Annotated in this window: 16 protein-coding genes; 4 read left to right on the forward strand and 12 right to left on the reverse strand. The window is 61.4% G+C overall.

The features are described 5' to 3' along the window. Window positions 1-2 precede the first annotated feature (2 nt). The 12 genes from F8N66_RS19815 to glnE all read right to left on the reverse strand — a co-directional run bounded on the left by F8N66_RS19815 (window position 3) and on the right by glnE (window position 14,562). Window positions 3-899 carry an antimicrobial resistance protein Mig-14 gene (locus F8N66_RS19815; RefSeq protein WP_150771804.1) on the reverse strand — a complete coding sequence of 299 codons (897 nt, stop codon included), beginning with the start codon at window positions 897-899 and terminating at the stop codon, window positions 3-5. Further along, the gene (locus tag F8N66_RS19820; protein WP_150771805.1) at window positions 899-2,029 is read right to left on the reverse strand and encodes a glycosyltransferase; all 1,131 of its coding nucleotides are present in this window, start codon (window positions 2,027-2,029) and stop codon (window positions 899-901) included. Before F8N66_RS19820 ends, F8N66_RS19815 begins: the two co-directional genes overlap by 1 nt. Then, complete coding sequence (locus tag F8N66_RS19825) at window positions 2,013-3,770, reverse strand: carbamoyltransferase (protein ID WP_150771806.1); 1,758 nt, start codon at window positions 3,768-3,770, stop codon at window positions 2,013-2,015. Before F8N66_RS19825 ends, F8N66_RS19820 begins: the two co-directional genes overlap by 17 nt. 166 nt (window positions 3,771-3,936) lie before the next feature. Beyond that, window positions 3,937-4,272 carry a YceK/YidQ family lipoprotein gene (locus F8N66_RS19830; protein ID WP_224790509.1) on the reverse strand — a complete coding sequence of 112 codons (336 nt, stop codon included), beginning with the start codon at window positions 4,270-4,272 and terminating at the stop codon, window positions 3,937-3,939. Between the two features lie 197 nt (window positions 4,273-4,469). Then, on the reverse strand, window positions 4,470-5,921 hold the full coding sequence (locus F8N66_RS19835) for a lipopolysaccharide kinase InaA family protein (RefSeq protein WP_150771807.1): 1,452 nt from the start codon (window positions 5,919-5,921) through the stop codon (window positions 4,470-4,472). Next, the gene (locus F8N66_RS19840) at window positions 5,921-6,673 is read right to left on the reverse strand and encodes a lipopolysaccharide kinase InaA family protein (RefSeq protein WP_150771808.1); all 753 of its coding nucleotides are present in this window, start codon (window positions 6,671-6,673) and stop codon (window positions 5,921-5,923) included. The genes F8N66_RS19835 and F8N66_RS19840 overlap by 1 nt, the downstream gene beginning before the upstream one ends. Next, window positions 6,670-7,404, reverse strand: coding sequence for a lipopolysaccharide kinase InaA family protein (locus tag F8N66_RS19845; protein ID WP_150771809.1), 735 nt, complete (start codon window positions 7,402-7,404; stop codon window positions 6,670-6,672). The genes F8N66_RS19840 and F8N66_RS19845 overlap by 4 nt, the downstream gene beginning before the upstream one ends. Then, window positions 7,404-8,210: a lipopolysaccharide core heptose(I) kinase RfaP gene (gene rfaP, locus F8N66_RS19850; protein WP_150771810.1), complete on the reverse strand. Its 807-nt coding sequence runs from the start codon at window positions 8,208-8,210 to the stop codon at window positions 7,404-7,406. The genes F8N66_RS19845 and rfaP overlap by 1 nt, the downstream gene beginning before the upstream one ends. After that, a complete protein-coding gene (locus F8N66_RS19855) occupies window positions 8,211-9,332 on the reverse strand; it encodes a glycosyltransferase family 4 protein (RefSeq protein WP_150771811.1) in 1,122 nt (373 codons plus the stop codon). It abuts the gene before it with no gap. Next, the gene (gene waaC / locus F8N66_RS19860; RefSeq protein WP_150771812.1) at window positions 9,332-10,393 is read right to left on the reverse strand and encodes a lipopolysaccharide heptosyltransferase I; all 1,062 of its coding nucleotides are present in this window, start codon (window positions 10,391-10,393) and stop codon (window positions 9,332-9,334) included. Before waaC ends, F8N66_RS19855 begins: the two co-directional genes overlap by 1 nt. 1 nt (window position 10,394) lies before the next feature. After that, window positions 10,395-11,429, reverse strand: a complete 1,035-nt coding sequence (waaF, locus tag F8N66_RS19865; RefSeq protein WP_150771813.1) for a lipopolysaccharide heptosyltransferase II — start codon at window positions 11,427-11,429, stop codon at window positions 10,395-10,397. 193 nt (window positions 11,430-11,622) lie between these two features. Then, entirely contained in the window at window positions 11,623-14,562 is a 2,940-nt protein-coding gene (gene glnE, locus F8N66_RS19870; protein ID WP_150771814.1) for a bifunctional [glutamate--ammonia ligase]-adenylyl-L-tyrosine phosphorylase/[glutamate--ammonia-ligase] adenylyltransferase, read from the reverse strand. A gap of 383 nt (window positions 14,563-14,945) precedes the next feature. On the opposite strand from glnE, the gene aceE reads away from it, so the two are divergent. From aceE to F8N66_RS19890, 4 genes are all read left to right on the forward strand, one after another. Next, window positions 14,946-17,591, forward strand: a complete 2,646-nt coding sequence (gene aceE / locus F8N66_RS19875) for a pyruvate dehydrogenase (acetyl-transferring), homodimeric type (protein ID WP_150771815.1) — start codon at window positions 14,946-14,948, stop codon at window positions 17,589-17,591. Window positions 17,592-17,602: 11 nt separating this feature from the next. Further along, complete coding sequence (gene aceF / locus F8N66_RS19880; RefSeq protein ID WP_150771816.1) at window positions 17,603-19,555, forward strand: dihydrolipoyllysine-residue acetyltransferase; 1,953 nt, start codon at window positions 17,603-17,605, stop codon at window positions 19,553-19,555. A 278-nt stretch (window positions 19,556-19,833) separates the two neighbouring features. Then, complete coding sequence (locus F8N66_RS19885) at window positions 19,834-21,252, forward strand: alkaline phosphatase D family protein (protein WP_150771817.1); 1,419 nt, start codon at window positions 19,834-19,836, stop codon at window positions 21,250-21,252. A gap of 171 nt (window positions 21,253-21,423) precedes the next feature. After that, window positions 21,424-24,117, forward strand: coding sequence for a GGDEF and EAL domain-containing protein (locus tag F8N66_RS19890; protein ID WP_150771818.1), 2,694 nt, complete (start codon window positions 21,424-21,426; stop codon window positions 24,115-24,117). The last annotated feature ends 50 nt before the right edge of the window (window positions 24,118-24,167 follow it).

A 24,167-nucleotide genomic window follows, 5' to 3' on the forward strand; every position in this document is an offset into this window, starting at 1 on the left:
CCTCATACGGTAAAGACCGGGACGGGATTACACCAGCGATCCTTGTATTCACGGTCAGCGCGACCGAAGGAGAACCGCAAGGGCTTGTCCAGCGCGCGGGCATGTTCCCACGCGCTTTGAGTGTTCAGGAAACTCAGCACGCTGCCAGGGCTGAATTCGCGGGTTTCGGGATCGACGCCGCCATTGATGTACTCGACACTGATCCAGTTCGGGGATTCAACGCGATACACCAACTGAATGGCGATCGGTGCATCGTTGAGGAAAATCACCGAACCGATCAGCAACTCGCGCAACAGCTCGATGACCTCGGCCATGCGCTGGGCGCCCGTGGCCGGGAACCCCCAGCGACGCTGGAACAAGTCGCAATAGATGGCCGCCAGTTCGCGACTGGTAAACTCGCCGACCGGTCGCACCACGCCACCCGCCTCTTCCAGCAACCTGAGTTCCCGGCGCTGGTTGTAGCGAAACTTCTTCGACAAATCTTCTGGCGCCCGGGCCATGGCCAGTTGTTCGGCCTGCAACTTGATGCCAGCGAAACGGCTATCGTTCAGCGCCGACAAATATCGACCGCGGTGGCGCAGGGGAGCCTGGGCATCTTCAGCACCAGGCAAGATGATCTCGGCATTGCCGAGGTCGAACAGGCCCTTCTTGCCGCGGCGCTTGAGCACGTCCTTGGACAAGGCGAGGTCGCGGCCCCAAGTCGGGATCGACGCCCTGACTTCGCCGTTGTGCTCCCAGGCCAGGTAACGCACGGGGATGTCAGCCAGTTGCGACAGGCGTTCGACCACCATCGGATGCGTCGCGACGCTGCCGCCGAAACGCTGCCAGGCCTGGGCGTAGGTCGAAGCATCGGCTAACGACCAGCCACGTTCGCGCCAGCCTTGGAATCGGTTGAGCATCAGCCCCTCGGTGCCAGTTCGATAACGTGGGGCAAATGCCAGAAAGCATCGCGTACCGCACGGTCAGAAAATCGTTCGTGCAAGCGGTCGAGCATCAACTCGGCGCATTGGTGACGCTGCTGCCCGTCCATCGCGGCCAAATGTTGCAGCCCCTGGGCCAGGTGTTCGGCATCCCCCAGCGGGAACAGAATGCCCACGCCTTCGACCACCTCCTTCGCCCCGCCACACGCCGTAGCGAGCAAGGGCACGCCGGCGGCCATGGCTTCGAGCAGCACCATGCCGAACGGTTCGTGATCGGAACTCAAGGCAAACACATCAAAGGCACGGAAAAAACGCCGCGCCTCGGGTACCTGGCCGAGGAACAGCACGCGATCGCCAATCCCCAGCTCGCGGGCCTGGGCCTTAAGGTCCTGCTCCAGGCGGCCGCTACCCAGGATCACCAGCTGACTGTTGATCGGCAAGCCCGGCAGAGCCGCGGCAAAACCGTCCAGCAGCGTGGCCTGATCCTTGTCCGGATGCAGGCGCCCGACGTTGCCAACGATCCAGGCATCCGCCGCCAGGCCGAGGGTCTCACGGGCTTCAGCAGCCGACACCTGCGAAGCCTGCAAGCTGTCGACGTCAATACGGTTGTACAGCGTCTGAATCCGCGAAGCCGGCCACTTCGGCAAGCAGCGGCGTATGTCGTCACGCACCGCGTCCGACACGCCCAGAAGACTCAGGCGCTTGCGGAAAATACTGGCGAACAGCTTGCGGCTGCCGCGCTTGTAGTCGCCAAAGGCGTGGTGCACGCCAATCACCGGCAGCGAGGTGCCGAGCAAGGCGATGTAGATGGGCTTGAAACGATTGGCGATGCAGAAACTGAAATTACGCGAGGCGGCGATCTTGCGCAGATCCGCGATGGCCCCCAGTTTCAGGCCACGAATGGCCTTGGAGCTGTACTCCATGAACAGCACTTCATCGCTGGCGCATTGGGCGGCGACTTCGGCATCGGCAACCCCAGTCAGAAACACCGTGGTCACACGATAGCCGGTCCCCGCGAACAGGCTGGCGTACTGCCGGGCGCAGTCCAGAAACGGGCCGTCATAGCCGTGACAGAACTGCAGCACATGGCGTTCAGCCGAGCGTGTCATAGGCGTCCGCACCCTCTTTGACCACCAGGATGTCTTCCATGATCAGGTACTGCAGGTCCGACCCGAAGAACATGTTCAAGGCGTCCGTCGGCGAGCAGATCATCGGTTCGCCACGGCGGTTGAGCGAGGTGTTCAGCGACACGCCGTTGCCGGTCAGCACTTCCAGCGCCTTCATCATGTCGTAGTAGCGCGGATTGTATTCGCGCTTGAGCACCTGGGCACGGGAGGTGCCATCTTCGTGGACAACTTCCGGCACGCGGGTCTTCCACTCTTCCGCCACTTCGAAGGTGAAGGTCATGAACGGCGCCGGGTGATCGATCTTGATCATCTGTGGCGCAACGGTGTCGAGCATCGACGGGCAGAAAGGCCTCCAGCGCTCGCGGAACTTGATCTGGTGGTTGATGCGGTCGGCCACGCCCGTCGCGCTCGGGCACCCGATGATCGAACGACCACCCAAGGCACGCGGACCGAACTCCATGCGCCCCTGGAACCAGGCCACCGGGTTGCCATCGACCATGATCTTGGCGATGTTTTCCGGCATGTTCGCCAGCTTGCGCCAGACCGGCTTGCTTGGGTGACGGGCGCAGGCCGCGAGCACGTCTTCGTTGCTGTACGACGGGCCGAGGTAGACATGCTCCATCTTCTCGACCGGCACGCCACGGGCGTGAGACACGTAGGCCGCCGCGCCCACCGCGGTGCCGGCATCGCCGGACGCAGGCTGCACGAACAATTCCTTGACGTCATCACGGGCGATGATTTTCTGATTCAGCTTGACGTTCAACGCGCAGCCGCCGGCGAAGGCCAGCTTGCCGGTTTCCTTGAGCACGTCGCCCAGGTAGTGGTCGATCATCTGCAACGCCAGTTTCTCGAACAGCGCTTGCATGCTCGCGGCGTAGTGGATGTAAGGCTCGTCGGCGATGTCGCCTTCGCGCTTCGGACCCAGCCATTCGATCAGCTTCGGCGAGAAGTAGAAACCCTTGCCCTTTTCTTTATAGCGGCGCAAACCGATGACGTTGGCGTAGTCGGTATTAATCACCAGCTCGCCGTTTTCGAACGAGGCCAGGCGCGAGAAATCGTACTTGCTGGCGTCGCCATACGGCGCCATGCCCATGACCTTGAACTCACCGTCGAGCATTTCGAAACCGAGGAACTCGGTGATCGCGCCGTAGAGGCCGCCCAGGGAGTCAGGATCGAAGAATTCCTTGATCTTGTGGATCTTGCCGTTTTCGCCGTAACCGAAGAAGGTCGTGGCGTATTCACCCTTGCCATCGATGCCCAGGATCGCGGTTTTCTCTTTGAAACCGGAGCAGTGGTAGGCGCTGGAGGCGTGGGCCAGGTGATGCTCGACCGGCTCGATCTTGATCTTTTTCGGATCGAAGCCCAATTGTTCCAGGCACCAGACAATCTTGTTGCGATAGCGCTTGTAGCGACGGTTGCCCATCAGGATCGCGTCGAGCGCACGATCCGGGGCGTACCAGTAACGCTTGGCATAGTGCCAGCGTGCCTTGCCGAACAGGCTGATCGGAGCGAATGGAATCGCGACCACGTCCACGTCGGAAGGCTTGATACCGGCCTGTTCGAGACAGAACTTCGCCGATTCGTAGGGCATGCGGTTCTTTGCATGTTTATCGCGCACGAAGCGCTCTTCTTCAGCCGCCGCGACCAGCTTGCCGTCGATGTACAAGGCTGCGGAAGGATCATGGCTAAGGGCGCCGGACAGGCCAAGAATCGTCAATGCCACAGGGGTCTAGCCTCTTTAGTCTGCATGCAGGCGCCGTGGCGCCTCAAAAAATGATGTGCCTTCGCCAGGAGCGCGAGGCAGCTAAAGGGCGGGATTATAGCTTAAAAGCAGCTACAAGCCTCTAGCGGCAAGCGGCGAGAGAAGGCGGGGGGAACCTTGGCATTGTTTAGCCGCGAGCAGGGCGCCAGTAAATGCTGATGTTGCCATCCTGACCCTGACGGTAAACCGTGTATGGCAGGGCCACGGTATCGAGTGCGCCGGACAGGGCCAGGTCCAGCAAAACCAGTGGTACGAGGACTCCCGTGGGGTCGGGCGGCGCATTCAATACGCAAAAGTCATAGGCCAGCCCGCTGTAGACCCGGGGGATGGACTGGCAATAGGTTTTTTGCCTGCGAAGCCCCTGGGCCGCGGCGGCGTCGTCCTGCAACACCGTCGCGACGGTTCCGCAGCCGGACAAAGCGAGTGAGATTGCACCTGATGCGACTGCCTTTCCTATAGTCAAAGTCTGCCCTCCGAGAACGTCAGGCAAGCTAGCATCGTGGTCAATCAGGCCACAGTTCATCACTTCCCAAAGTCGCGTAGGACGATTCATAAGAACTTGTCCCCGATCTCCGGAGACTGATCCGGCGCCTTCGCGCTCCCACAGTTCGATGTGTGAACACCATTCACTGTGGGAGCGGGCTGGCTCGCGAAGGCGATTCAGGAAGCGTTGGAAATGTCTTTGGGCAAACGCTGATCAATGGCTTGATAAAGCGCACTTGCCTCAGGCCAGTTGCGCATGAACCGCGCCCGATCCCGCGCATACGCCGGGGCAAAGCTGTTGGAGGAACGGTGCTGGCACATCGAATCCAGATCGATCAACGCCCAGCGATCTTCCTGCCAGAACAGGTTGTGGCCCTTGAAGTCGCCGTGGCTGATGCGCTCGCGAATGAGCTCTGCGAACAGATGATCAAGCGCCAGCAACTCGGTCTCTGGAGCATCGCCGCTTTCAACATAAGGCGCGAAGCGCTCGATGATATCCGGTCCCGGCAGATGCTCAGTGACCAGGAAAGCCCGACTGCGCAACCACAGAAAACGCTTCTCCAGCACCGCCAGCGGCTTGGGTGTCGCGATGCCGAGGAACGCCAGGCGATTGCCTTCGCGCCAGGAATGCCAGGCCCGGCTCGGACGCCAGAAGCGCTTGAGCCAGTGGGCAAAACCCTTGATGTTGTAACGCTTGATCACCAGCGTGCGGCCACCCACCTCGACCTTGCCGACGCTCGCCGTGCCACCGGTCTTGTACAGGTGCCCCTGATCGAGCAGCGCATCGGCCCGCTCCAGCACCGGCAGCATGGCCGCTTCTTCCTCGCGACGAATGGCCCGCAGTCCGAACGCGCCGCGCTGGACGCTGAACAGCGTGCACTCGCGCCCGACCTTGATCAGGTAATCCTTGAGGCGCCAGCTGCGCACCTTGTCGACCTGCTTCTGCAACGCTTCCATGGGCAGGGCGTGCTCGCCATTGCTCAGCAGGTAATACACCAGCAACTCTTCGGTGAACGGCTCCAATGCCTTGGGCAACTGGGCAAAAAACACACCGAGGTTTTCCAGGACTTTCTGCCGCGACAGTGGCTGGCCAGGCGTTTCGGCGCAGACCCCGGCACCGTCGATCAAATACAGTCGACTGCCCTGGCGCAGCAAGTTGTCCAGGTGCAGGTCTTCCTGCCACAGGCCCTTGCGGTGCATCTGACCGATCGCGCCCAGGGCCTCGGCCAGAACTGCCGATTGCTCATCGGCCAGCACCGGCAAATGCTCGACCTGCTTCCAGGCGTCGCCCAGGCTTGCAGCGTTTTCCAGAAATTCGAACAGCAGCCAACCGCCTTCGCCGTCCTTGAGACCGTCAGCCAACAGCAACGGCGTAGTCAACCCTTGCGCGGCGAGCAGGCGCACGCCATTGAGCTCACGCTGAAAATGCCGTGCCGCCTTGCTACCCACCAGCAACTTGGCCAGCACCGGACGACCCCGCCAGACACCCGCACCGACATAACGCTGCCCGGGCAACACCCGCAACAGGCTCAGCAATTGCAAATCCGCCGGTCCGGCGGCATCGGCCAGCGAAAGGTTCAACGGCAGCGCCGGATTGCGGCCTGCGTTTTTCAGTTCGGACAAACGCATCAACGCTTCTCCTTGTGACTGCGGCGCGCCGTCAGGCGATTCAGCCAGCTATCGATCAGTGAACCGTCCTGCGGTTGATCGAGGTAAGCGGCCAGCAAAATGCGCAGCTGCGCTTCACTCCATTCGGGCGCCCGCCGCAACAGCGGTTCCAGGTCCTTGACCCGGTCGCGCTGACCGAACAGCAAGGGCCGGGTCTTTTCCAGATCGATCAGTTGAGCCTGATAGCCGTCGCCGCTGGCGCACAGAAAGATATGCTTGGGATAAAAACAGCCATGCACCTGCCGCTTGCCGTGCAGGCGCTGCGCCAGCTTGCCGCAGGCTTGAAGAATCGCGCGATGTTGCGCCTCGCTCAGGTCCGACCAACGCTGCAGCAATGAATCCAGATCATCCCAGCCGTCCAGGGCACGGGTCAGCAAAATCGCCCGGACCTCGCCGTTGACCTTCCTCTCACCAAAGAACGCCGCCTTCAGCGCTGGAATGCCAAGTTGCTCATAGCGGCTGATGTTACGAAATTCCCGGGCGAAGCTCGGCTCGCCAAACGGCGCGTGCAAGGTGTGCATCTGGTAGTTGCTCTGACGCTTGAGGTAGAAGCCGTGACCCTCCAGATCCAGTCGAAACACGCTGCTCCAGCCACCGCGAACGGTGTTGGGCTCGTCCACGGCATCGAGCTGCCGGGCCCAGAGCGCGTCGAATGTGCCGAGGCCGTGACGCTCAAGGAGTGCACGGTCTTCAGCGGCCAGAAAATCAGTCATTCGCGTCCCTCGAAAAATCTCACCACGTGCCGGATCCGTTTTTTATCCGCGGCATTGAGCCGGGTCCGTTGGCGGTATTGCAGGTAAAAGCGCAGGCGCTGGGTGGCCGACAATTGATACTTGGCCACTTTGTCCAGGCACGCCAGGTCCTTGGTGATGCGGTACTTGAGCCAGAAACCGCTCCAGAAATCACCGTTGGGGCAGTCGATCAGGAACAGCCGGGCCTGGTCGTCGATCAGCAGGTTGCGCCACTTCAAATCGTTATGGGTAAAGCGGTGCTCGTGCATGGTCCGCGTGTGGCTGGCCAGCTGGCGACTGACGGTATCGACCCAGGCGCGGTCCGCCAGTTTCGGGTCGTGCCGCTCGGCCAGGGCCGACAAGTCTTCGGTGTGCGGCAGTTCGCGGGTGATCATCGCCCCACGATCATAGGCCGCCCCCCGCCGCTCCAGGCCCCAGGCCACCACTTCGGCGGTGGGAATGCCCCATTTGGCGAAGCGCTTGAGGTTCTGCCACTCCATTTTCACCCGGGGCTTGCCCAGGTAGCGACGCAGGCCCTTGCCTGCACCCACATAGCGTTTGACGTAATAGTTGACGCCATTGCGCTGAACACGAATGACCTCCGACAGCGGGTCGCGGGTCAGGCGCTCGCCCTGAAGCGCAAACACAGCGTCAAGGCTGCCGAAGTCTTGCGCGAGATCACTGTAAGCAGGTTCCAGCGTCCAGCCTGCCATCAGAGGGCGTCCCCGTATCGCTGTTTGCGCTCGTAGAGCTTGTTGGCCTTGCCTTCGAGCCAGCCCAGCAACCCGGCCTCTTCACTGAGGATCTGCCGTAGCGGCTGCTGGAAGTAACCCTTGAGGAAGCGCAGTTTGTCGCGACGGGTCAGGCCGATATCCAGGGCCGAGAAATACAGCGCCGCCAGATCCTTGTTGCGCCAGCGCCGTGGAATGGCCGGGCGGGTGTGGGCGCGGTGCAGGTCGATGACCGAGAGCTTGAAGTCCCCGGGCGTCACGGGTTTATCGGTGTGCAACAGGAAGTGACAGATATAGCAGTCGCGATGGTTGACCCCGGCGCGGTGCATCATGCCGGTCATACGTGCCACCTCAGCGATCAGCGCACGCTTGAGCGCTGGCTCGGGCGGCTGCTTGCGCCAGTTGATGCTGAAATCTTCGAGGCTGACGGTGGGCGCCAGCTCTTCAGTGACAATGAACGAATGCTGGTCCGCCGGATTGCTGCCCTTCTCGCCATAAGCGACGGCCGTCATGGACGGTACCCCGACCTCCTGCAGGCGCTGGATGGCCTTCCACTCCTGGCCCGCACCGAGCACCGGCAATTTGGCGGTGATCAGGTTCTTGAAAATCTCGCCCCAGCCGATGCCACGGTGGATCTTCACGAAAAAGCCCTGGCCGTTCACTTCGGTGCGCAGGGTGCGGCGAGCTTCCAGTTCGCGGTACACCTCGCCCTTGAGCCCCTCGACTTCGGCGAACGGATCGCGTCCGGCCCAGAGGCTCTTGAACGGTTCAGCCAACATCAACTTCATTTAAGCGTGCTCCGCCAGAATCACATCGGCCGCGTGCTGCGGCATGCTGTAGAGGTCGGCCGTCTCGGCGAAGGCCAGACCATTGCGGCTCCAGGCCGCCCGTGCTTGAGCGTCGTTCAACATGCCGGTCAGGTACTGCGTCAGTTGCGCCTGGTCAAAAGGTTCGTCCAGCACCAGGCCGGCATCGGCCTCGGCGATGTAATGGGCATAACCACAGACCGCACTCACCAGCACCGGCAACCCGGCCACCAGCGCTTCAAGCAATACGGTCCCGGTGTTTTCGTTGTATGCAGGGTGGATCAACAGGTCTGCGCCCAACAGGAAGCGCGGAATATCGCTGCGGCCCTTGAGGAACGTCACATTGTCGCCAAGCCCCAATGCAGCGCTCTGCATCTGGAACAATTTGGGGTCGTCCTGGCCGATTACAAACAGCCGGGTCCGCGCCTTCAATTCCGGATGTAACGCGGCCAGCGCCTTTAGGCTGCGATCCACACCCTTGGTCTTGAAGCCCGAGCCGATCTGCACCATCAGCAGCTCATCGTCCTTGAGCTTGAATTCGGCACGGAACCCGGCACGAATCTCGTCCGCATTCGCCGGCCGGCGACGGTCCTGGGCGATGCCCGGCGGCAGCAAGTGAAAGCGTTCGAGCGGCGTGTCGTAATGCTTGATGAACAGCGGCTGCTGCACTTCGGAAATCATCAGCACTTCGGTCTTGGCGTCCTTGGCGAACACCGCGCGCTCGTACTCGGCGAAGTGGCGGTAGCGACCCCAGCGGCGGTACAGCGAATTGCGCAGGTTCTGCGCCTTGTCTTCGAAGCAGCCGTCGGCAGCGTAGTAGACGTCCAGGCCGGGCATCTTGTTGAAGCCGATCAGCCGGTCGACCGGACGCTTGGCCAGGTCGGCTTCCATCCACTCGCTGAGTTTTTCGTTGCGCCGATGGTTGAAGAACGCCTTGACCGGCGCCACCAGCACTTCAAACCCGGGCGGCACCTCGCCTTCCCAGATCAGTGTGTAGACGCGAATCCGGTGCCCGCGCTTCTGGCACTCCAGGGCGATGCGCATGAAATCGCGCTGCAAGCCACCGAAGGGAAAATACTTGTACAGGACAAAGGCCAATTGCATCAGCGCAGCTCCTCGGCGAGTAACAACGTGCTCAGTCGGCTGGCGACACGCTCGGGATTCAGGCGGGTGAAGCACAGCGGCCACTCGCGTTTGAGGTCAAACCGGCTGGCATCTTCGGCCGTCGGCTGATAAGTGCATTTCTTTTGCAGGCACGGCGCGCAGGGGAAGTCGCTGGCCAGGTGGATCTGCGACTTGCCGTAGGCGCCCGTCAGGCCGGGGTTGGTCGGGCCGAACAGCGACAGCGTCGGCACGTCCAGCGCGGCGGCCAGATGCCCTAGGCCGGTGTCCACCGCGACGCAGGCTTGCGCGCCGGCCAGCACTTTTCCGACGCCCGCCAGATTCAACTTGGGCAGCACTTCGACGTGTTTCATGTCCTTGGCGATGCGCTCGGCGCGGGCCTTTTCGACCGCGTTGCCCCACGGCAGCTTGACCCCGACACCCAGGTAGCCGACGCGCTCGGCCAGTTCGCGCCAATAGGCTTCGGGCCAATGCTTGGTGTCCCAGGTAGTGCCGTGCAGGAACAGCACGTACGGATTCTTGCGCGGCAGTTCCACCAGGCGCTCGACGTTCAGGCCGTAATCGCCCAGCCCCTTGGGCAAGTCATAGCCCAGCGCCACGGCGAACAGCTGGCGCACCCGCTCCACTGCATGCTGCCCACGGGCCACGGCCAGGCGTCGGGAATAGAAGCGCGCGGCAATCGGCTCACGGGCGGAATCTTTGTCCAGCCCGGCAATCGGGGCTTTGACGTAGCGGGTCAGCAAGGCGCTTTTGAGCAGGCCCTGGGCATCGATGACCAGATCGTATTTCGTGGCGCGAAGGCTTTGTTTGAAGCGCTTCCACTCGCCACTCTTGATGGTCTGCCAGATATGCTTGCGCCAGCGCCGGATCGCCACCGGAATCACCTTGCCCACCGCCGGGTGCCAGGTGGGAATTTCGGCGAAACCCTCTTCCACCACCCAGTCGAAGGTGATGCCGGGAATCGCCCGCGCCGCATCGGTCAGCGCCGGCAACGCGTGAATCACGTCGCCCAGCGATGAGGTCTTGATCAGCAGTACCCGCAAACTATTTGACCTCGACCACAGTGCCCTGCAAACGCTGCAAGGCTTCGCTCACCGCTTGCGGCATCAGCTGGCGCAGGCAGTTGTAATGACCGAAACGGCACGTGCGGTCGAAGCACGGGCTGCATTCGATGCCCAGGCGCACAATCTCGACATGCTCGGCCAGCGGCGGCGTGAAACCTGGAGACGTCGAGCCGTAAACCGCCACCAGCGGGCGATTCAGCGCGGCGGCGACATGCATCAGGCCGGAGTCGTTGGACACCACCGAGTCGGCGCAGGACAGCAAGTCGATCGCCTCGGCCAGCGAGGTACCGCCACTGAGGTTCACCGACTCTTCACGCAAACCGGGAATCAGCCGCGACCGGATGTCTTCACCCACGGCATGATCGTTTTTCGAACCGAACAACCAGACTTGCCAACCCTCGCGAATCTTCGCCTCGGCCACTTTGGCGTAATGCTCGGACGGCCAGCGCTTGGACTCGCCGAACTCGGCACCGGGGCACAGCGCCAACACCGGGCGATCGAGGACCAGGCCGAACTTGGCCAGTGCAGCCTCGCGGGTCACCGGGTCGATTTGCAGGTTCGGTCGCGGATAAGGCTTGGGCAGCTCCAGGCCAGGCTCGTAGGCCAGGGCCATGAAACGCTCGATCATCAGCGGGTAACGCGCTTTGTCCAGCGTGCGCACATCGTTGAGCAGGCCATAGCGGAACTCGCCGCGCCAACCGGTGCGTTTTGGAATGCCGGCAAAAAACGGCACCAGCGCCGACTTCAGGGAATTGGGCAACAGGATCGCCTGGCTGTACTGGCCGGCCAGGGATTTGCCGATACGCCGGCGCGTCGCCAGCTCCAGTGCGCCGTGGCCGAGCGGAAAGCTCAAGGCCTGGCGTACTTCGGGCATGCGTTCAAGAATCGGCCGGCTCCACTCGGGGGCCAGCACGTCGATTTCGCATTGCGGGTGGCGTTGTTTCAGGCACTGAAACAGTGTCTGCGCCATCACCATGTCACCGACCCAGCTGGGCCCAACGATCAGAATTTTCATGTGGTTTCCAAAAACGATCCGGGGAGGCATACGCCTCCCCGCCTCGAGAATTCTACAAGACACTGCAGATCTATTGTGGGAGCGGGCTTGCTCGCGAAGGCGGAGTATCAGTCACCCGATAAGCTGGATGTGATGGCCTCTTCGCGAGCAAGCCCGCTCCCACATGGGCTTTCGGCGCTTCCCATATGGAGAATCAGCTTAGCCCCAGCTCACGCCAGATCCGCATGACCTGTCGCCGTTCGTCCGCGAACTGATCGCCCGGTATCACCCCGGGGTCCTTCTGCAAGGCCTGCCGATGGGCGGCGGAGCGGTAAGCTTTATAGGCTTCACGCAACAGACTGGCATCTTCGGCGGGCATCAGCCCTTCGTGTTCCAGCTCTTCCAGAATGCGGATATTGTCAGTCCAGCGCAGCAATGGCGGGTGCGTCTCGGACCACGCCAGGGCCGCGTATTGCACCATAAATTCAATATCGACGATACCTCCGGCGTCCTGCTTGAGATCGAACGGCGCCGTGGCCTCAAAGGCATTTGCCGCCGTACCGGCCGCAGTACCCTTGCTCCCGAGGTTATCGCGCATCTTGGCCCGCATCTCGCTGACTTCCTGGCGCAAGGTCGGCAAGTCGCGCGCCTTGCCGAGAATCGACGCGCGAACCTGCTCGAACGCCCGGCCGACATCCTCGCTGCCCACCAGCACGCGCGCCCGCACCAGCGCCTGATGCTCCCAGGTCCAGGCTTCGTTCTCCTGGTAGCGGGCAAACGCCCCCAGCGAACTCACCAGCAACCCCGACGCACCGGATGGACGCAGGCGCATATCCACTTCATACAATTGCCCGGAATTGGTCTGGGCCGTCAGCAAATGAATGATCCGCTGCCCAAGCCGGGTGAAAAATTGCGCACCATCGATCGATTTGGGTCCGTCGGTTTCCGCCTGTGGATCGCCATCGTGGATGAACACCAGATCCAGGTCCGAACCATGCCCCAGTTCCAGGCCGCCGACTTTCCCATAACCGACAATGATAAAGCCGGGATCGCACAACGTACCGTCGGTGCGCAGTGGCGTACCGTACTTGGCCACGGTCTGGCGCCAGGCCAGGGCCAGCACTTGCTCCAGAATCGCCTCGGCAAGCCAGGTCAGGTAATCGCTGACCTTCATCAACGGCAGGTTGCCGGCGATTTCCGAGGCGGCCACGCGCAAGCGGTGCGCCAGCTTGAAATGCCGCAAGGCTTCCATTTGCTGTTCAAGGTCGTCTTCGGGAATCCGCGTCAGGCGCTCGCGCAACTCGGCCGCCAGTTCCGGCGCCAGGGGCGGCTTGAACAAGCGGCCTTCGTTGAGCAGCTCATCGAGCAGCAACGGGAAGCGGGTGATCTGTTCGGCGATCCATGGGCTCGCCGCGCACAAGGTCAGCAAACGCCGCAACGCGCCGGGGTTTTCGGTCAGCAACACCAGATACGCAGAGCGACGCGCCACGGCTTCCACCAGGGGCAACACGCGTTCCAGCACCAAATCGGGGTTGGCATGTTCAACGGCCTGGGCGAGCAAGCGCGGGATGAAAGCATCGAGGCGTTCGCGCCCCAGACGCTGCATGGCGCGCAATTGCGGGCTGCCGCGCAGGCTGGCCAGTGCCTTCAACGCTTTGGTGGCGTCGGCGAAGCCGCCCTCCTGCAACTGCCGGCAGGCCGCCTCTTCGTCCTGGGCCTCTTCCCATAAGGGCAGCCACTCACCGCCAACGACGACTTCGCTTTCAGCGCCCTGCTCCTCGTCGGGATCAGCGATCACCTGACCGAAGTGCCAGGCCACACGACCGCGCCAGTACATGAGCTTTTCATGAAATGCCGGCCAATCGGCAAAGCCCAGCATGAAGGCAATGCGCGCCTGATCCTGGGCGCCGTCGGGCAGCATCTGGGTCTGGCGGTCGGCAATCGCCTGGATCGCATGCTCGGTGTAACGCAGGAATTCGTAGCCTTCGCGCAACTCGCTGATCACCGCCGGCGGCAGGTAACCCTGGCCTTCCAGCGTGCTCAGCACCTTCAACAGGGGGCGTTGCTGCAGGCTCAGGTCGCGACCGCCGTGAATCAGCTGGAAGGCCTGGGCGATAAACTCCACCTCGCGAATGCCACCGGAGCCGAGCTTGATGTTGTCGGCCATGCCCTTGCGTCGCACTTCCTGCTGGATCAGTTGCTTCATGGTGCGCAGCGCTTCGATCGCCGAGAAATCCAGATAGCGCCGGTAAACGAACGGCCGCAGCATCTCTTGCAGTTGCGCGCCGGCCACCTGGTCGCCGGCCACCACCCGCGACTTGATCATCGCGTAGCGCTCCCAGTCACGCCCCTGATCCTGGTAATACTGCTCCAGCGCGTTGAAACTCAGGACCAGCGCACCCGACGAGCCATAAGGCCGCAAGCGCATGTCGACGCGAAACACGAAGCCGTCGACGGTCATCGGGTCCAGGGCCTTGATCAGGCGCTGGCCGAGACGGATGAAAAACTCCTGGTTATCCAGCGGACGTTTCACGCCAACCGTTTCGCCACCTTCGGGGTAGGCAAAGATCAGGTCGATGTCGGACGACAGATTAAGCTCCACGGCGCCGAGCTTGCCCATGCCGAGCACGACCATTTGCTGTGGTTCGCCGCTGCGCCGCCCCGTGGGCACACCGAATTGCTGGCAATGCCGCTCGTACAACCACTGATAGGCCTGATCGATGCTGGCATCGGCCATGTCCGAGAGGTCGCGACAGGTCTGGATCAGGTCCGCCTGGCGGGTCAGGTCACGCCAGATGATCCGCACCTGATGACGGGCGCGCTGGCGGCGCAAGGCGCGACCAAGCGCGTCATCGGTTTCGGCAGTGCTCACCGCCTCGGCAATCTGCGCACACAGCTCGCCGGGCGCATAAGCGCGATCGAGCTCGCCGGATTGCACCAGCGTCAGCAGCATCAGCGGATCCCGCGCGATGTGTTCGGCCACGAAATCACTGGCGCCGGTCACGCGGGCAAATTGCGCCCAGCGCCCGGGCGTCCAGGTGGACAGGCCGTGATCATCATCCAGGACGGCCGCGGCAGCACGGAACGACTGCTCGGCGCGGGTGACAAACGGCAGCAGGATGGAGGGCAGTTCGGCAAGCGAAGGAAGGCTCATGGTCTATCCTTGATCGGCGTGTAATGGGCCGCATGTAGTGTTTTGTAGGAATGCACTACCTGGAGGACTGTCGAACAAAAGTTAGAAATAGCTGAAATCTCTTCGTTTTTGGCAGCCAACATCAAACTTTCACCTTTTCGGGTTGGAAAAAGACCAACCTTAACGATTATTCTCACAACGCAGCCGGGGGCCACAAGCCGCTCATCTGTAGTTTTACTACTCGTATATACATTAGTAAGGCTGAAATGCCGGATGATTTGTAGTAAAACTACACACCGCCGGAACAACCTATCGGCAATCCAAGAATTCATAACGTCTGCCCACAAGGCCAGTCGCTAACTCAGGCAACCGATTCTGGTAGCCTTTCCGCCCTGGAGCAAGCCATGCAAGACCTCGATCCCGTCGAAACCCAGGAATGGCTGGACGCCCTGGAATCGGTTCTCGACAAAGAAGGCGAAGACCGTGCTCACTATCTGATGACCCGTATGGGCGAACTCGCGACCCGCAGCGGCTCGCAATTGCCTTACGCCATCACCACGCCTTACCGCAACACCATCCCGGTAACCCACGAAGCACGCATGCCTGGCGACCTGTTCATGGAACGCCGCATTCGCTCGCTGGTGCGCTGGAACGCGATGGCCATGGTAATGCGTACGAACCTGAAAGATTCTGACCTGGGTGGTCACATCTCCAGCTTCGCATCCAGCGCGACCCTGTACGACATCGGCTTCAACTACTTCTTCCAGGCCCCGACCGACGAACACGGCGGCGACCTGATCTACTTCCAGGGCCACACCTCGCCTGGCGTCTATGCCCGTGCGTTCATGGAAGGCCGCATCACCGAAGACCAGATGAACAACTTCCGCCAGGAAGTCGACGGTCAGGGCCTGTCGTCCTACCCGCACCCTTGGCTGATGCCTGACTTCTGGCAGTTCCCGACGGTATCCATGGGTCTGGGCCCGATCCAGGCGATCTACCAGGCACGCTTCATGAAGTACCTGGAAGCCCGTGGCTTCATTCCTGCCGGCAAGCAAAAAGTCTGGTGCTTCCTGGGCGACGGCGAGTGTGACGAGCCGGAATCCCTGGGCGCCATCTCGCTGGCTGGCCGCGAGAAGCTCGACAACCTGATCTTCGTCATCAACTGCAACCTGCAGCGCCTCGACGGCCCGGTTCGCGGCAACGGCAAGATCATCCAGGAACTCGAAGGCGTGTTCCGCGGTGCTCAGTGGAACGTGACCAAAGTCATCTGGGGCCGTTTCTGGGACCCACTGCTGGCCAAGGACGTCGACGGCATCCTGCAACGTCGCATGGACGAAGTCATCGACGGCGAGTACCAGAACTACAAGGCCAAAGACGGCGCGTTCGTCCGTGAACACTTCTTCAACACGCCAGAACTCAAGGCGATGGTTGCAGACCTGTCCGACGACGAGATCTGGAAACTCAACCGTGGCGGCCACGACCCGTACAAGGTCTACGCGGCGTACCACGAAGCGGTCAACCACAAAGAACAACCGACCGTCATCCTGGCCAAGACCATCAAGGGTTATGGCACCGGTGCCGGCGAAGCGAAGAACACCGCGCACAACACCAAGAAAGTCGACGTCGACAGCCTGAAGCTGTTCCGCGACCGCTTCGACATCCCGGTCAAGGACGAAGAGCTGGAGAACCTGCCGTTCTTCAAGCCGGAGCCAAACAGCGCCGAAGCCCGCTACCTGAGCGAGCGCCGCACTGCCCTGGGCGGTTTCGTACCACAGCGCCGCGCACAAAGCTTCGCCGTACCGACGCCACCACTCGATACCCTCAAGGCTATCCTGGACGGTTCGGGCGACCGCGAAATTTCCACCACCATGGCGTTCGTGCGGATCCTCGCGCAGCTGGTGAAGGACAAGGACATCGGCCCGCGCATCGTTCCGATCATCCCGGACGAAGCCCGTACCTTCGGTATGGAAGGCATGTTCCGTCAGTTGGGCATCTACTCCTCGGTCGGCCAGCTCTACGAGCCAGTCGATAAAGACCAGGTGATGTTCTACAAGGAAGACAAGAAGGGCCAGATCCTCGAAGAAGGCATCAACGAAGCGGGCGCCATGAGCTCCTTCATCGCTGCCGGTACTTCGTACTCCAGCCACAACCAGCCAATGCTGCCGTTCTACATCTTCTACTCGATGTTCGGCTTCCAGCGTATCGGCGACCTGGCCTGGGCCGCTGGCGACAGCCGCACCCGTGGCTTCCTGATCGGCGGCACCGCCGGCCGTACCACCCTGAACGGTGAAGGCCTGCAACACGAAGACGGTCACAGCCACCTGCTGGCTGCCACCATCCCGAACTGCCGCACCTATGATCCAACCTACGGCTACGAGCTGGCGGTGATCATTCAGGACGGCATGAAGAAGATGACCGAAGAGCAACAGGACGTCTTCTACTACATCACCGTGATGAACGAGTCCTACCAGCAGCCAGCCATGCCGGCCGGTGCCGAAGAAGGCATCAAGAAGGGCATGTACCTGCTCGAGGAAGACAACCGCGAGGCGGCGCACCACGTTCAGCTGATGGGCTCCGGCACCATCCTGCGTGAAGTCCGTGAAGCGGCGAAGATCCTGCGCGAAGAGTTCAACGTCGGCGCCGACGTGTGGAGCGTTACCAGCTTCAACGAACTGCGTCGCGATGGCCTGGCCGTCGAGCGCACCAACCGTCTGCACCCTGGCCAGAAGCCTAAGCTGAGCTACGTTGAGGAGTGCCTGAACGGCCGTAAAGGTCCGGTCATCGCCTCTACCGACTACATGAAACTGTTCGCCGAGCAGATCCGTCAGTGGGTACCGTCCAAGGAATTCAAAGTCCTGGGCACCGACGGTTTCGGCCGCAGCGACAGCCGCAAGAAACTGCGTCATTTCTTCGAAGTCGACCGTCATTTCGTGGTGTTGGCAGCCCTTGAAGCACTGGCTGACCGTGGCGATATCGAACCTAAGGTGGTGTCTGAAGCCATCGCCAAGTTCGGCATCGACCCGGAAAAACGCAACCCACTGGACTGCTGAGGAGAGATTCTGTGAGCGAACTCATTCGCGTACCTGACATCGGCAGCGGTGAAGGTGAAGTAATTGAACTGTTTGTGAAGGTCGGCGACCGTATCGAAGCCGATCAGAGCATCCTGACCCTGGAATCGGACAAGGCGAGCATGGAAGTGCCGGCGCCGAAGGCCGGTATCATCAAGAGCCTGAAAGTGAAGCTGGGCGACCGCCTGAAAGAAGGCGACGAACTGCTGGAGCTGGAAGTCGAAGGTGCCGCAGCCGCGGCCCCTGCGGCTGCCGCTGCGCCTGCAGCGAAAGCAGAAGCTGCACCCGCTCCAGTTGCTGCTCCAGCGCCTGCTGCTGCGCCAGCCGCCGCTTCGGTTCAGCAAGTGCACGTGCCGGATATCGGTTCGTCGGGCAAGGCCCAGATCATCGAGATCCAGGTCAAGGTCGGCGACACCGTCGAGGCTGATCAGTCGCTGATCACCCTGGAATCCGACAAGGCCAGCATGGAAATCCCGTCGCCTGCCGCTGGCGTGGTCAAGGCCATCAGCGTCAAGCTCAACGACGAAGTCGGCACTGGCGACCTGATCCTGGACCTGGAAGTGGCGGGTGCTGCTGCACCGGCTGCCGCTCCAGCCCAGGCTGCTGCTCCGGCCGCTGCCGCCGCGCCTGCTCCTGCGGCAGCTCCGGCTGCTCCGGTCGCCGACAGCGTTCAGGACATCCACGTCCCGGACATCGGTTCGGCAGGCAAGGCCAAGATCATCGAAGTGCTGGTCAAGGCCGGCGACAGCGTTGAAGCCGACCAGTCGCTGATCACCCTGGAATCCGACAAGGCGAGCATGGAAATTCCATCGCCTGCCGCTGGCGTGGTGGAAAGCGTTTCCATCAAGCTGGATGACGAAGTCGGCACCGGCGACCTGATCCTCAAGTTGAAGGTCAAGGGCGCTGCTCCGGCTGCTGCTGCGGCACCTGCTGCTGCTCCGAGCGCACCTGCTCCGGCCGCCGCCCCCGCTGCTGCAGCACCGGCTCCAGCGGCTGCTCCGGCTGCCGCACCGGCCAAGCCTGGCGCCAAGGTTCACGCAGGCCCGGCAGTCCGCCAACTGGCCCGCGAATTCGGCGTCGAGCTGAGCGCCGTGGGTGCCAGCGGTCCGCACGGTCGTATCCTGAAAGAAGACGTGCAGGTTTACGTCAAGGCCATGATGCAGAAGGCCAAGGAAGCGCCAGCCGCTGCCGCCGGCGCAACCGGTGGCGCGGGCATTCCGCCGATCCCGGTCGTGGACTTCAGCCGCTTCGGTGAAATCGAAGAAGTGCCGATGACCCGCCTGATGCAGGTCGGCGCCGCCAACCTGCACCGCAGCTGGCTGAATGTGCCGCACGTGACGCAATTCGACTCGGCGGATATCACCGAGCTGGAAGCGTTCCGTAACGCACAGAAAGCCGTTGCAGAGAAGGCCGGCGTCAAGCTGACCATCCTGCCGTTGCTGCTCAAGTCCTGCGCGCACCTGCTCAAGGAACTGCCGGACTTCAACAGCTCGCTGGCGCCAAGCGGCAAAGCCATCATCCGCAAGAAGTACGTGAACATCGGCTTCGCCGTCGACACCCCGGATGGCCTGCTGGTACCGGTCATCAAGAACGTCGACCAGAAGAGCCTGCTGCAACTGGCCGCCGAGGCCGCTTCCCTGGCTGAAAAAGCCCGGACCAAGAAGCTCTCGTCGGACGAGATGCAAGGCGCCTGCTTCACCATTTCCAGCCTCGGCCACATTGGCGGCACCGGCTTCACGCCGATCGTCAACGCGCCGGAAGTGGCGATCCTCGGTGTTTCCAAGGCAACCATCCAGCCAGTCTGGGACGGCAAAGCCTTCCAGCCGAAACTGATGCTGCCGTTGTCGCTGTCCTACGATCACCGTGTGATCAACGGCGCCGCTGCTGCACGCTTCACCAAGCGTCTGAGCGACCTGCTGGCGGACATCCGCACCATCCTGCTGTAATCCCGGCCGGCCCTCCTTCGCTGGAGGGCCTGTCGCGCTTCATGTTTTCCGAGCGCCACGCTCGTACCTCAACCCCGCCAATTTGGCGGGGCTTTTTTTTGCCCGGCGTTTTTCCAGCAAGCGGTCCGTCCTACATTTGTGGCTGATATCGCCCACAACTCAAGTCCATTTCAGCTCGATATTTTCCGGGATTCAATCACTAGCCTTGGCTCTCGACTGCGCCTGTCAGCCAGTCGACCGGTGACGTTGAATCAATGGAATAGCGAATGAACTCCAACATGCTCAAGCCAACAGTCGGGCCGATCATTGGCCACACTACACCCCATCAAGCGCGCATCTTCGTACGCGGAGAATGGCAATCAGGTGCCTCGGTATTTGCCGGCATCCGTTATCGAAGGATCGGTGACGAGCGCTGGAACAAAGCCAGGTTCAGACAATTGATGAACCTGCGCGACATGTCCGACGTTATTGTTCTTCATGATCTGGCCGCCGATACCGAATACGAGTACCAGGCCGGCTGGTTCAGCCCCACGAACCCGGGGCACACACTCGAAACCGTACAGGACCTGCCATTGCAATGGCCTGGGGACGTCTTTCGCTTGCGCACGCCATCGAGCCAGCCCACTACACCACGGGCCTACATTATCGGTTCATGCCGCTACTTGAGCATGACCGCCGGCGTGCCATGGGCCCCGCACCTGGGAGACCGGATCTTCGCCTCCATTTCAACGTTGGCGCAGCGCGCCACACCGCCCATCAGCGCCATGTTGATGACCGGCGACCAGGTCTATGTCGATGACTTGAACTTCATCGCCCCCGATCGGGAATATCAGGAAATACTCGCCAAGTACCGCACCGCTTTTTCCCAACCGCACATTGCAAAGTTGATGTCCTGCATGGCGACTTACATGATCCTCGACGACCATGAAATCGAAGATAACTGGCCAGCCAATAAAAGCAGGCACGATGAACATTTGTACAAAAACGCCATCACGGCCTATGAGCTGTATCAAGCCAGTCACGGCCCGGCTCATCAACTGAATGAAGAGGGGCAGATCAGTCACCCATTGAAACAATACTGGTATCAGTTCACCCATGGCGACATCGACTGGTTCGTCACCGACAGCCGCACCCGACGCAGCCTCGCGGCCAACGATCGACGCATCCTGGATATCGAACAGGAACAGACGCTGTGCCACTGGTTGATCCACAGCCGCGCCCGAATCAAGTTCGTCGTCACCAGCGTCATGTTTTACCCCGACCGCCAACGCCCGGCTGATGACGCCTGGGAAGCCTTTCCCGAGCAACGACTGCGGTTGCTGGAGACCATTCGCACCCACAGGATCAGGAACGTGATTTTCATCTGCGGCGATGTCCACGGTTCCCTGACCAGTCGCCTGACCCACAGCGAGGATTCGGACTTCGAAGTGCATACCATCGTCTCGTCCCCTCTGTGCAACAGCAAACTGTTGCCCTACGCCAAAAACTCCACTTTCATATTTGACCAACCGCTGGCGCGAACCGCCGCCGGCGATTACCGGCATCAACTCAACGGCAAGGTGATCAGCCAGGACAACTTCGCGCATTTGATAGTCGATTCAGAAGAGATTCATGTGCGTTATCACGATCGGGATGGCAACCTGTTGCAATCGACGCGCATTGAATTGAATCGGGCTGAAATTTGCTCAAAAGCATGACTTTTTGTCGTTGACTGGAGAAATCTTCCCTTCTGCCGACATATTCTTATAGCACTTGGCCTTCATGTCTCTTGTCAGTCGGTGTCGCAATGATGCAACCTTGCCGCAGGCAACAGTAAAGAGGGCGAGAGCCCGGCGCGTTCAGCAAATACGAAGCGAGTTTCTCTCCCTATGAAAAGCCAACCCGATGCCGCCAGCCGTATGGTGGCCGAGGTAGTGACGCAATTGCCTGTGCCCTCGCGGCTCGGCATGCTGCGTTTCGAACGGCTGAATGAACCAAGCTGGGCGCTGCTGTTTCTCGATCCCAATTGCGAACGACAGTTCGGCTTGCCGGCCATGGAGCTGTGTGCCCTGGTCGGCTCGCCGTACGCCAGCCTGATGGAGCCGGAAGCGCGTTATCAGATGCACGACGCCATCCAGCAGCAACTGAGCGAAGCCCCTCATTACCTGATCCGCTATACCTTGCACACCGCCACAGGCTCGCTGAATCTGCTGGAGTTGGGCGAAGCCTACAAACAGCACAACCGACACCTGTTGCGCGGTTACCTGCTGGTCATCGACGGCCTGTTCGAAGATGACCCCTTGCTACCCGCGCTGGACCTGGAAACCCAGAACTCGCGCCTGCAAATCGCCCTGGAGCTCAACCAGCGTGCCCAGCAGGAGCAACTGCTGCATCTGGACCGGGTCCGCGCGCAGCAAGACCTTATCCTGCTGCTGACCCGCCAGCGCTACAGCAGCAACAACTCCCTGCAGGAAGCCGCTGAACTGATCACCCGCAGCGCCTGCGAGATCTACGAAATCGACTGTGCCAGCCTGTGGAACCTCGAAGGTTCGATGCTGGTGCCGATTTCGGCGTTTCACCGCGCCAGCCAGGACTACCTGTTGCCGCAGCCGATCGACGTCAGCGGTTTTCCCGACTACCTCGACGCCTTGCACACCGGCCGCGCCATCGATGCCCACAACGCCATGCGCGACCCTCGTACCCGCGAAATGGCCGAAAGCCTGCGCCCGCGCGATGTCAATGCAATGCTCGACGCCAGCATCCGCGTCGACGGCCAGGTGGTCGGCGTGCTGTGCCTTGAACAAACCGGTGCCACCCGCGCCTGGCAGTCGGATGAAATCGCCTTTGCCGGTGAGCTGGCGGACCAGTTCGCCCAGGTCATCAGCAACCATAACCGGCGCACCGCCACCAGCGCCCTGCACCTGTTCCAGCGTGCGGTCGAGCAAAGCGCCAACGCCTTCTTGCTGGTCAACTGCGACGGCGTGGTGGAGTACGTCAACCCAAGCTTCACGGCGATCACCCAGTACAGCACCGAAGAAGTCCACGGCCAGCGCCTGTCCGAACTGCCGGCGCTGGAGAACCTCAGCGAATTGTTGTTCGACGCGCCTTCCGCACTGGCCAAGAGCAACAGCTGGCAGGGCGAATTCAAGAGCCGCCGCAAAAACCTCGAACCCTACTGGGGCCAGTTGTCGATCTCCAAGGTCTATGGCGACAACCGTGAACTGACCCACTACATCGGCATTTACGAGGACATCACCCAGACCAAGCTGGCCCAGCAACGCATCGAGCGCCTGGCCTACACCGACAACCTGACCAACCTCGGCAATCGCCCGGCCTTCATTCGCAACCTCGATGAACGTTTCGCCCGGGACAGCGATGCCCCCATCAGCCTGCTGCTGGTCGACATCGACAACTTCAAGCGGATCAACGACAGCCTCGGCCACCAGACCGGCGACAAGCTGCTGATCAGCCTCGCCCGGCGCCTGCGCAACAGCCTGAGCCCGAGCGGCAGCCTGGCGCGGTTTGCCAGTAACGAGTTTGCGGTACTGCTGGACAACACCGATCTGCACACCGGCCAACAGGTCGCCAGCCAGTTGCTGGCCACCCTCGACAAGCCGATGTTCGTCGACAACCAGTTGATCAGCGTGACCGGCTCCGTGGGCCTCGCGTGCGCGCCACTGCACGGCCGCGACCCGCAAACCCTGATGCGTAACGCCGGGCTGGCACTGCACAAGGCCAAGGCCAACGGCAAACACCAGGTGCAAGTCTTCACCGAGGCGCTGAACGCCGAGGCCAGTTACAAACTGTTCGTCGAGAACAATTTGCGCCGCGCCCTGACCCAGAATGAACTGGACGTGTTCTATCAGCCCAAGCTCTGCCTGCGCAGCGGACGCTTGCTGGGCATGGAAGCGTTGCTGCGCTGGGATCACCCTGAAAAAGGGATGATCCGGCCCGACCAGTTCATCAGCGTCGCGGAAGAAACCGGCCTGATCATCCCGATTGGCAAATGGATCGCCCGCCAGGCCTGCCGCATGAGCAAGGAACTGACCGCCGCCGGGCTGGGCAATCTCCAGGTGGCGATCAACCTGTCACCCAAGCAGTTTTCCGACCCGGACCTGGTGGCGTCTATCGCCAACATCCTCAAGGAAGAAGCCCTGCCGGCGAACCTGCTGGAGCTTGAGCTGACGGAGGGCCTGTTGCTGGAGGCCACCGAAGACACCCACCTGCAACTCGACCAGCTCAAGCGCCTGGGCCTGACCCTGGCGATGGACGACTTCGGCACCGGTTACTCGTCGCTCAGTTACCTGAAAAAATTCCCCATCGACATCATCAAGATCGATCGAAGCTTCATCCACGAAATCCCGGATAACCAGGACGACATGGAAATCACCTCCGCGGTGATCGCCATGGCCCACAACCTGAAGCTCAAGGTCGTGGCCGAGGGCATCGAAACCGCCGCGCAGCTGGCCTTCCTGCGTCGCCACCGCTGTGACGTTGGCCAGGGCTACCTGTTCGACCAACCGATCCCGGGCGCCGATCTGATAGAGAAACTCAAACGCTACCCGCGCGGCCCGATCGCCTGACAGCAACACAACACTCAGGCAAACTGCACCCCTAATTATTTCAACCTGAC

It is taken from the genome of Pseudomonas fluorescens (assembly GCF_902498195.1).
Lineage (GTDB): Bacteria > Pseudomonadota > Gammaproteobacteria > Pseudomonadales > Pseudomonadaceae > Aquipseudomonas > Aquipseudomonas fluorescens_BU.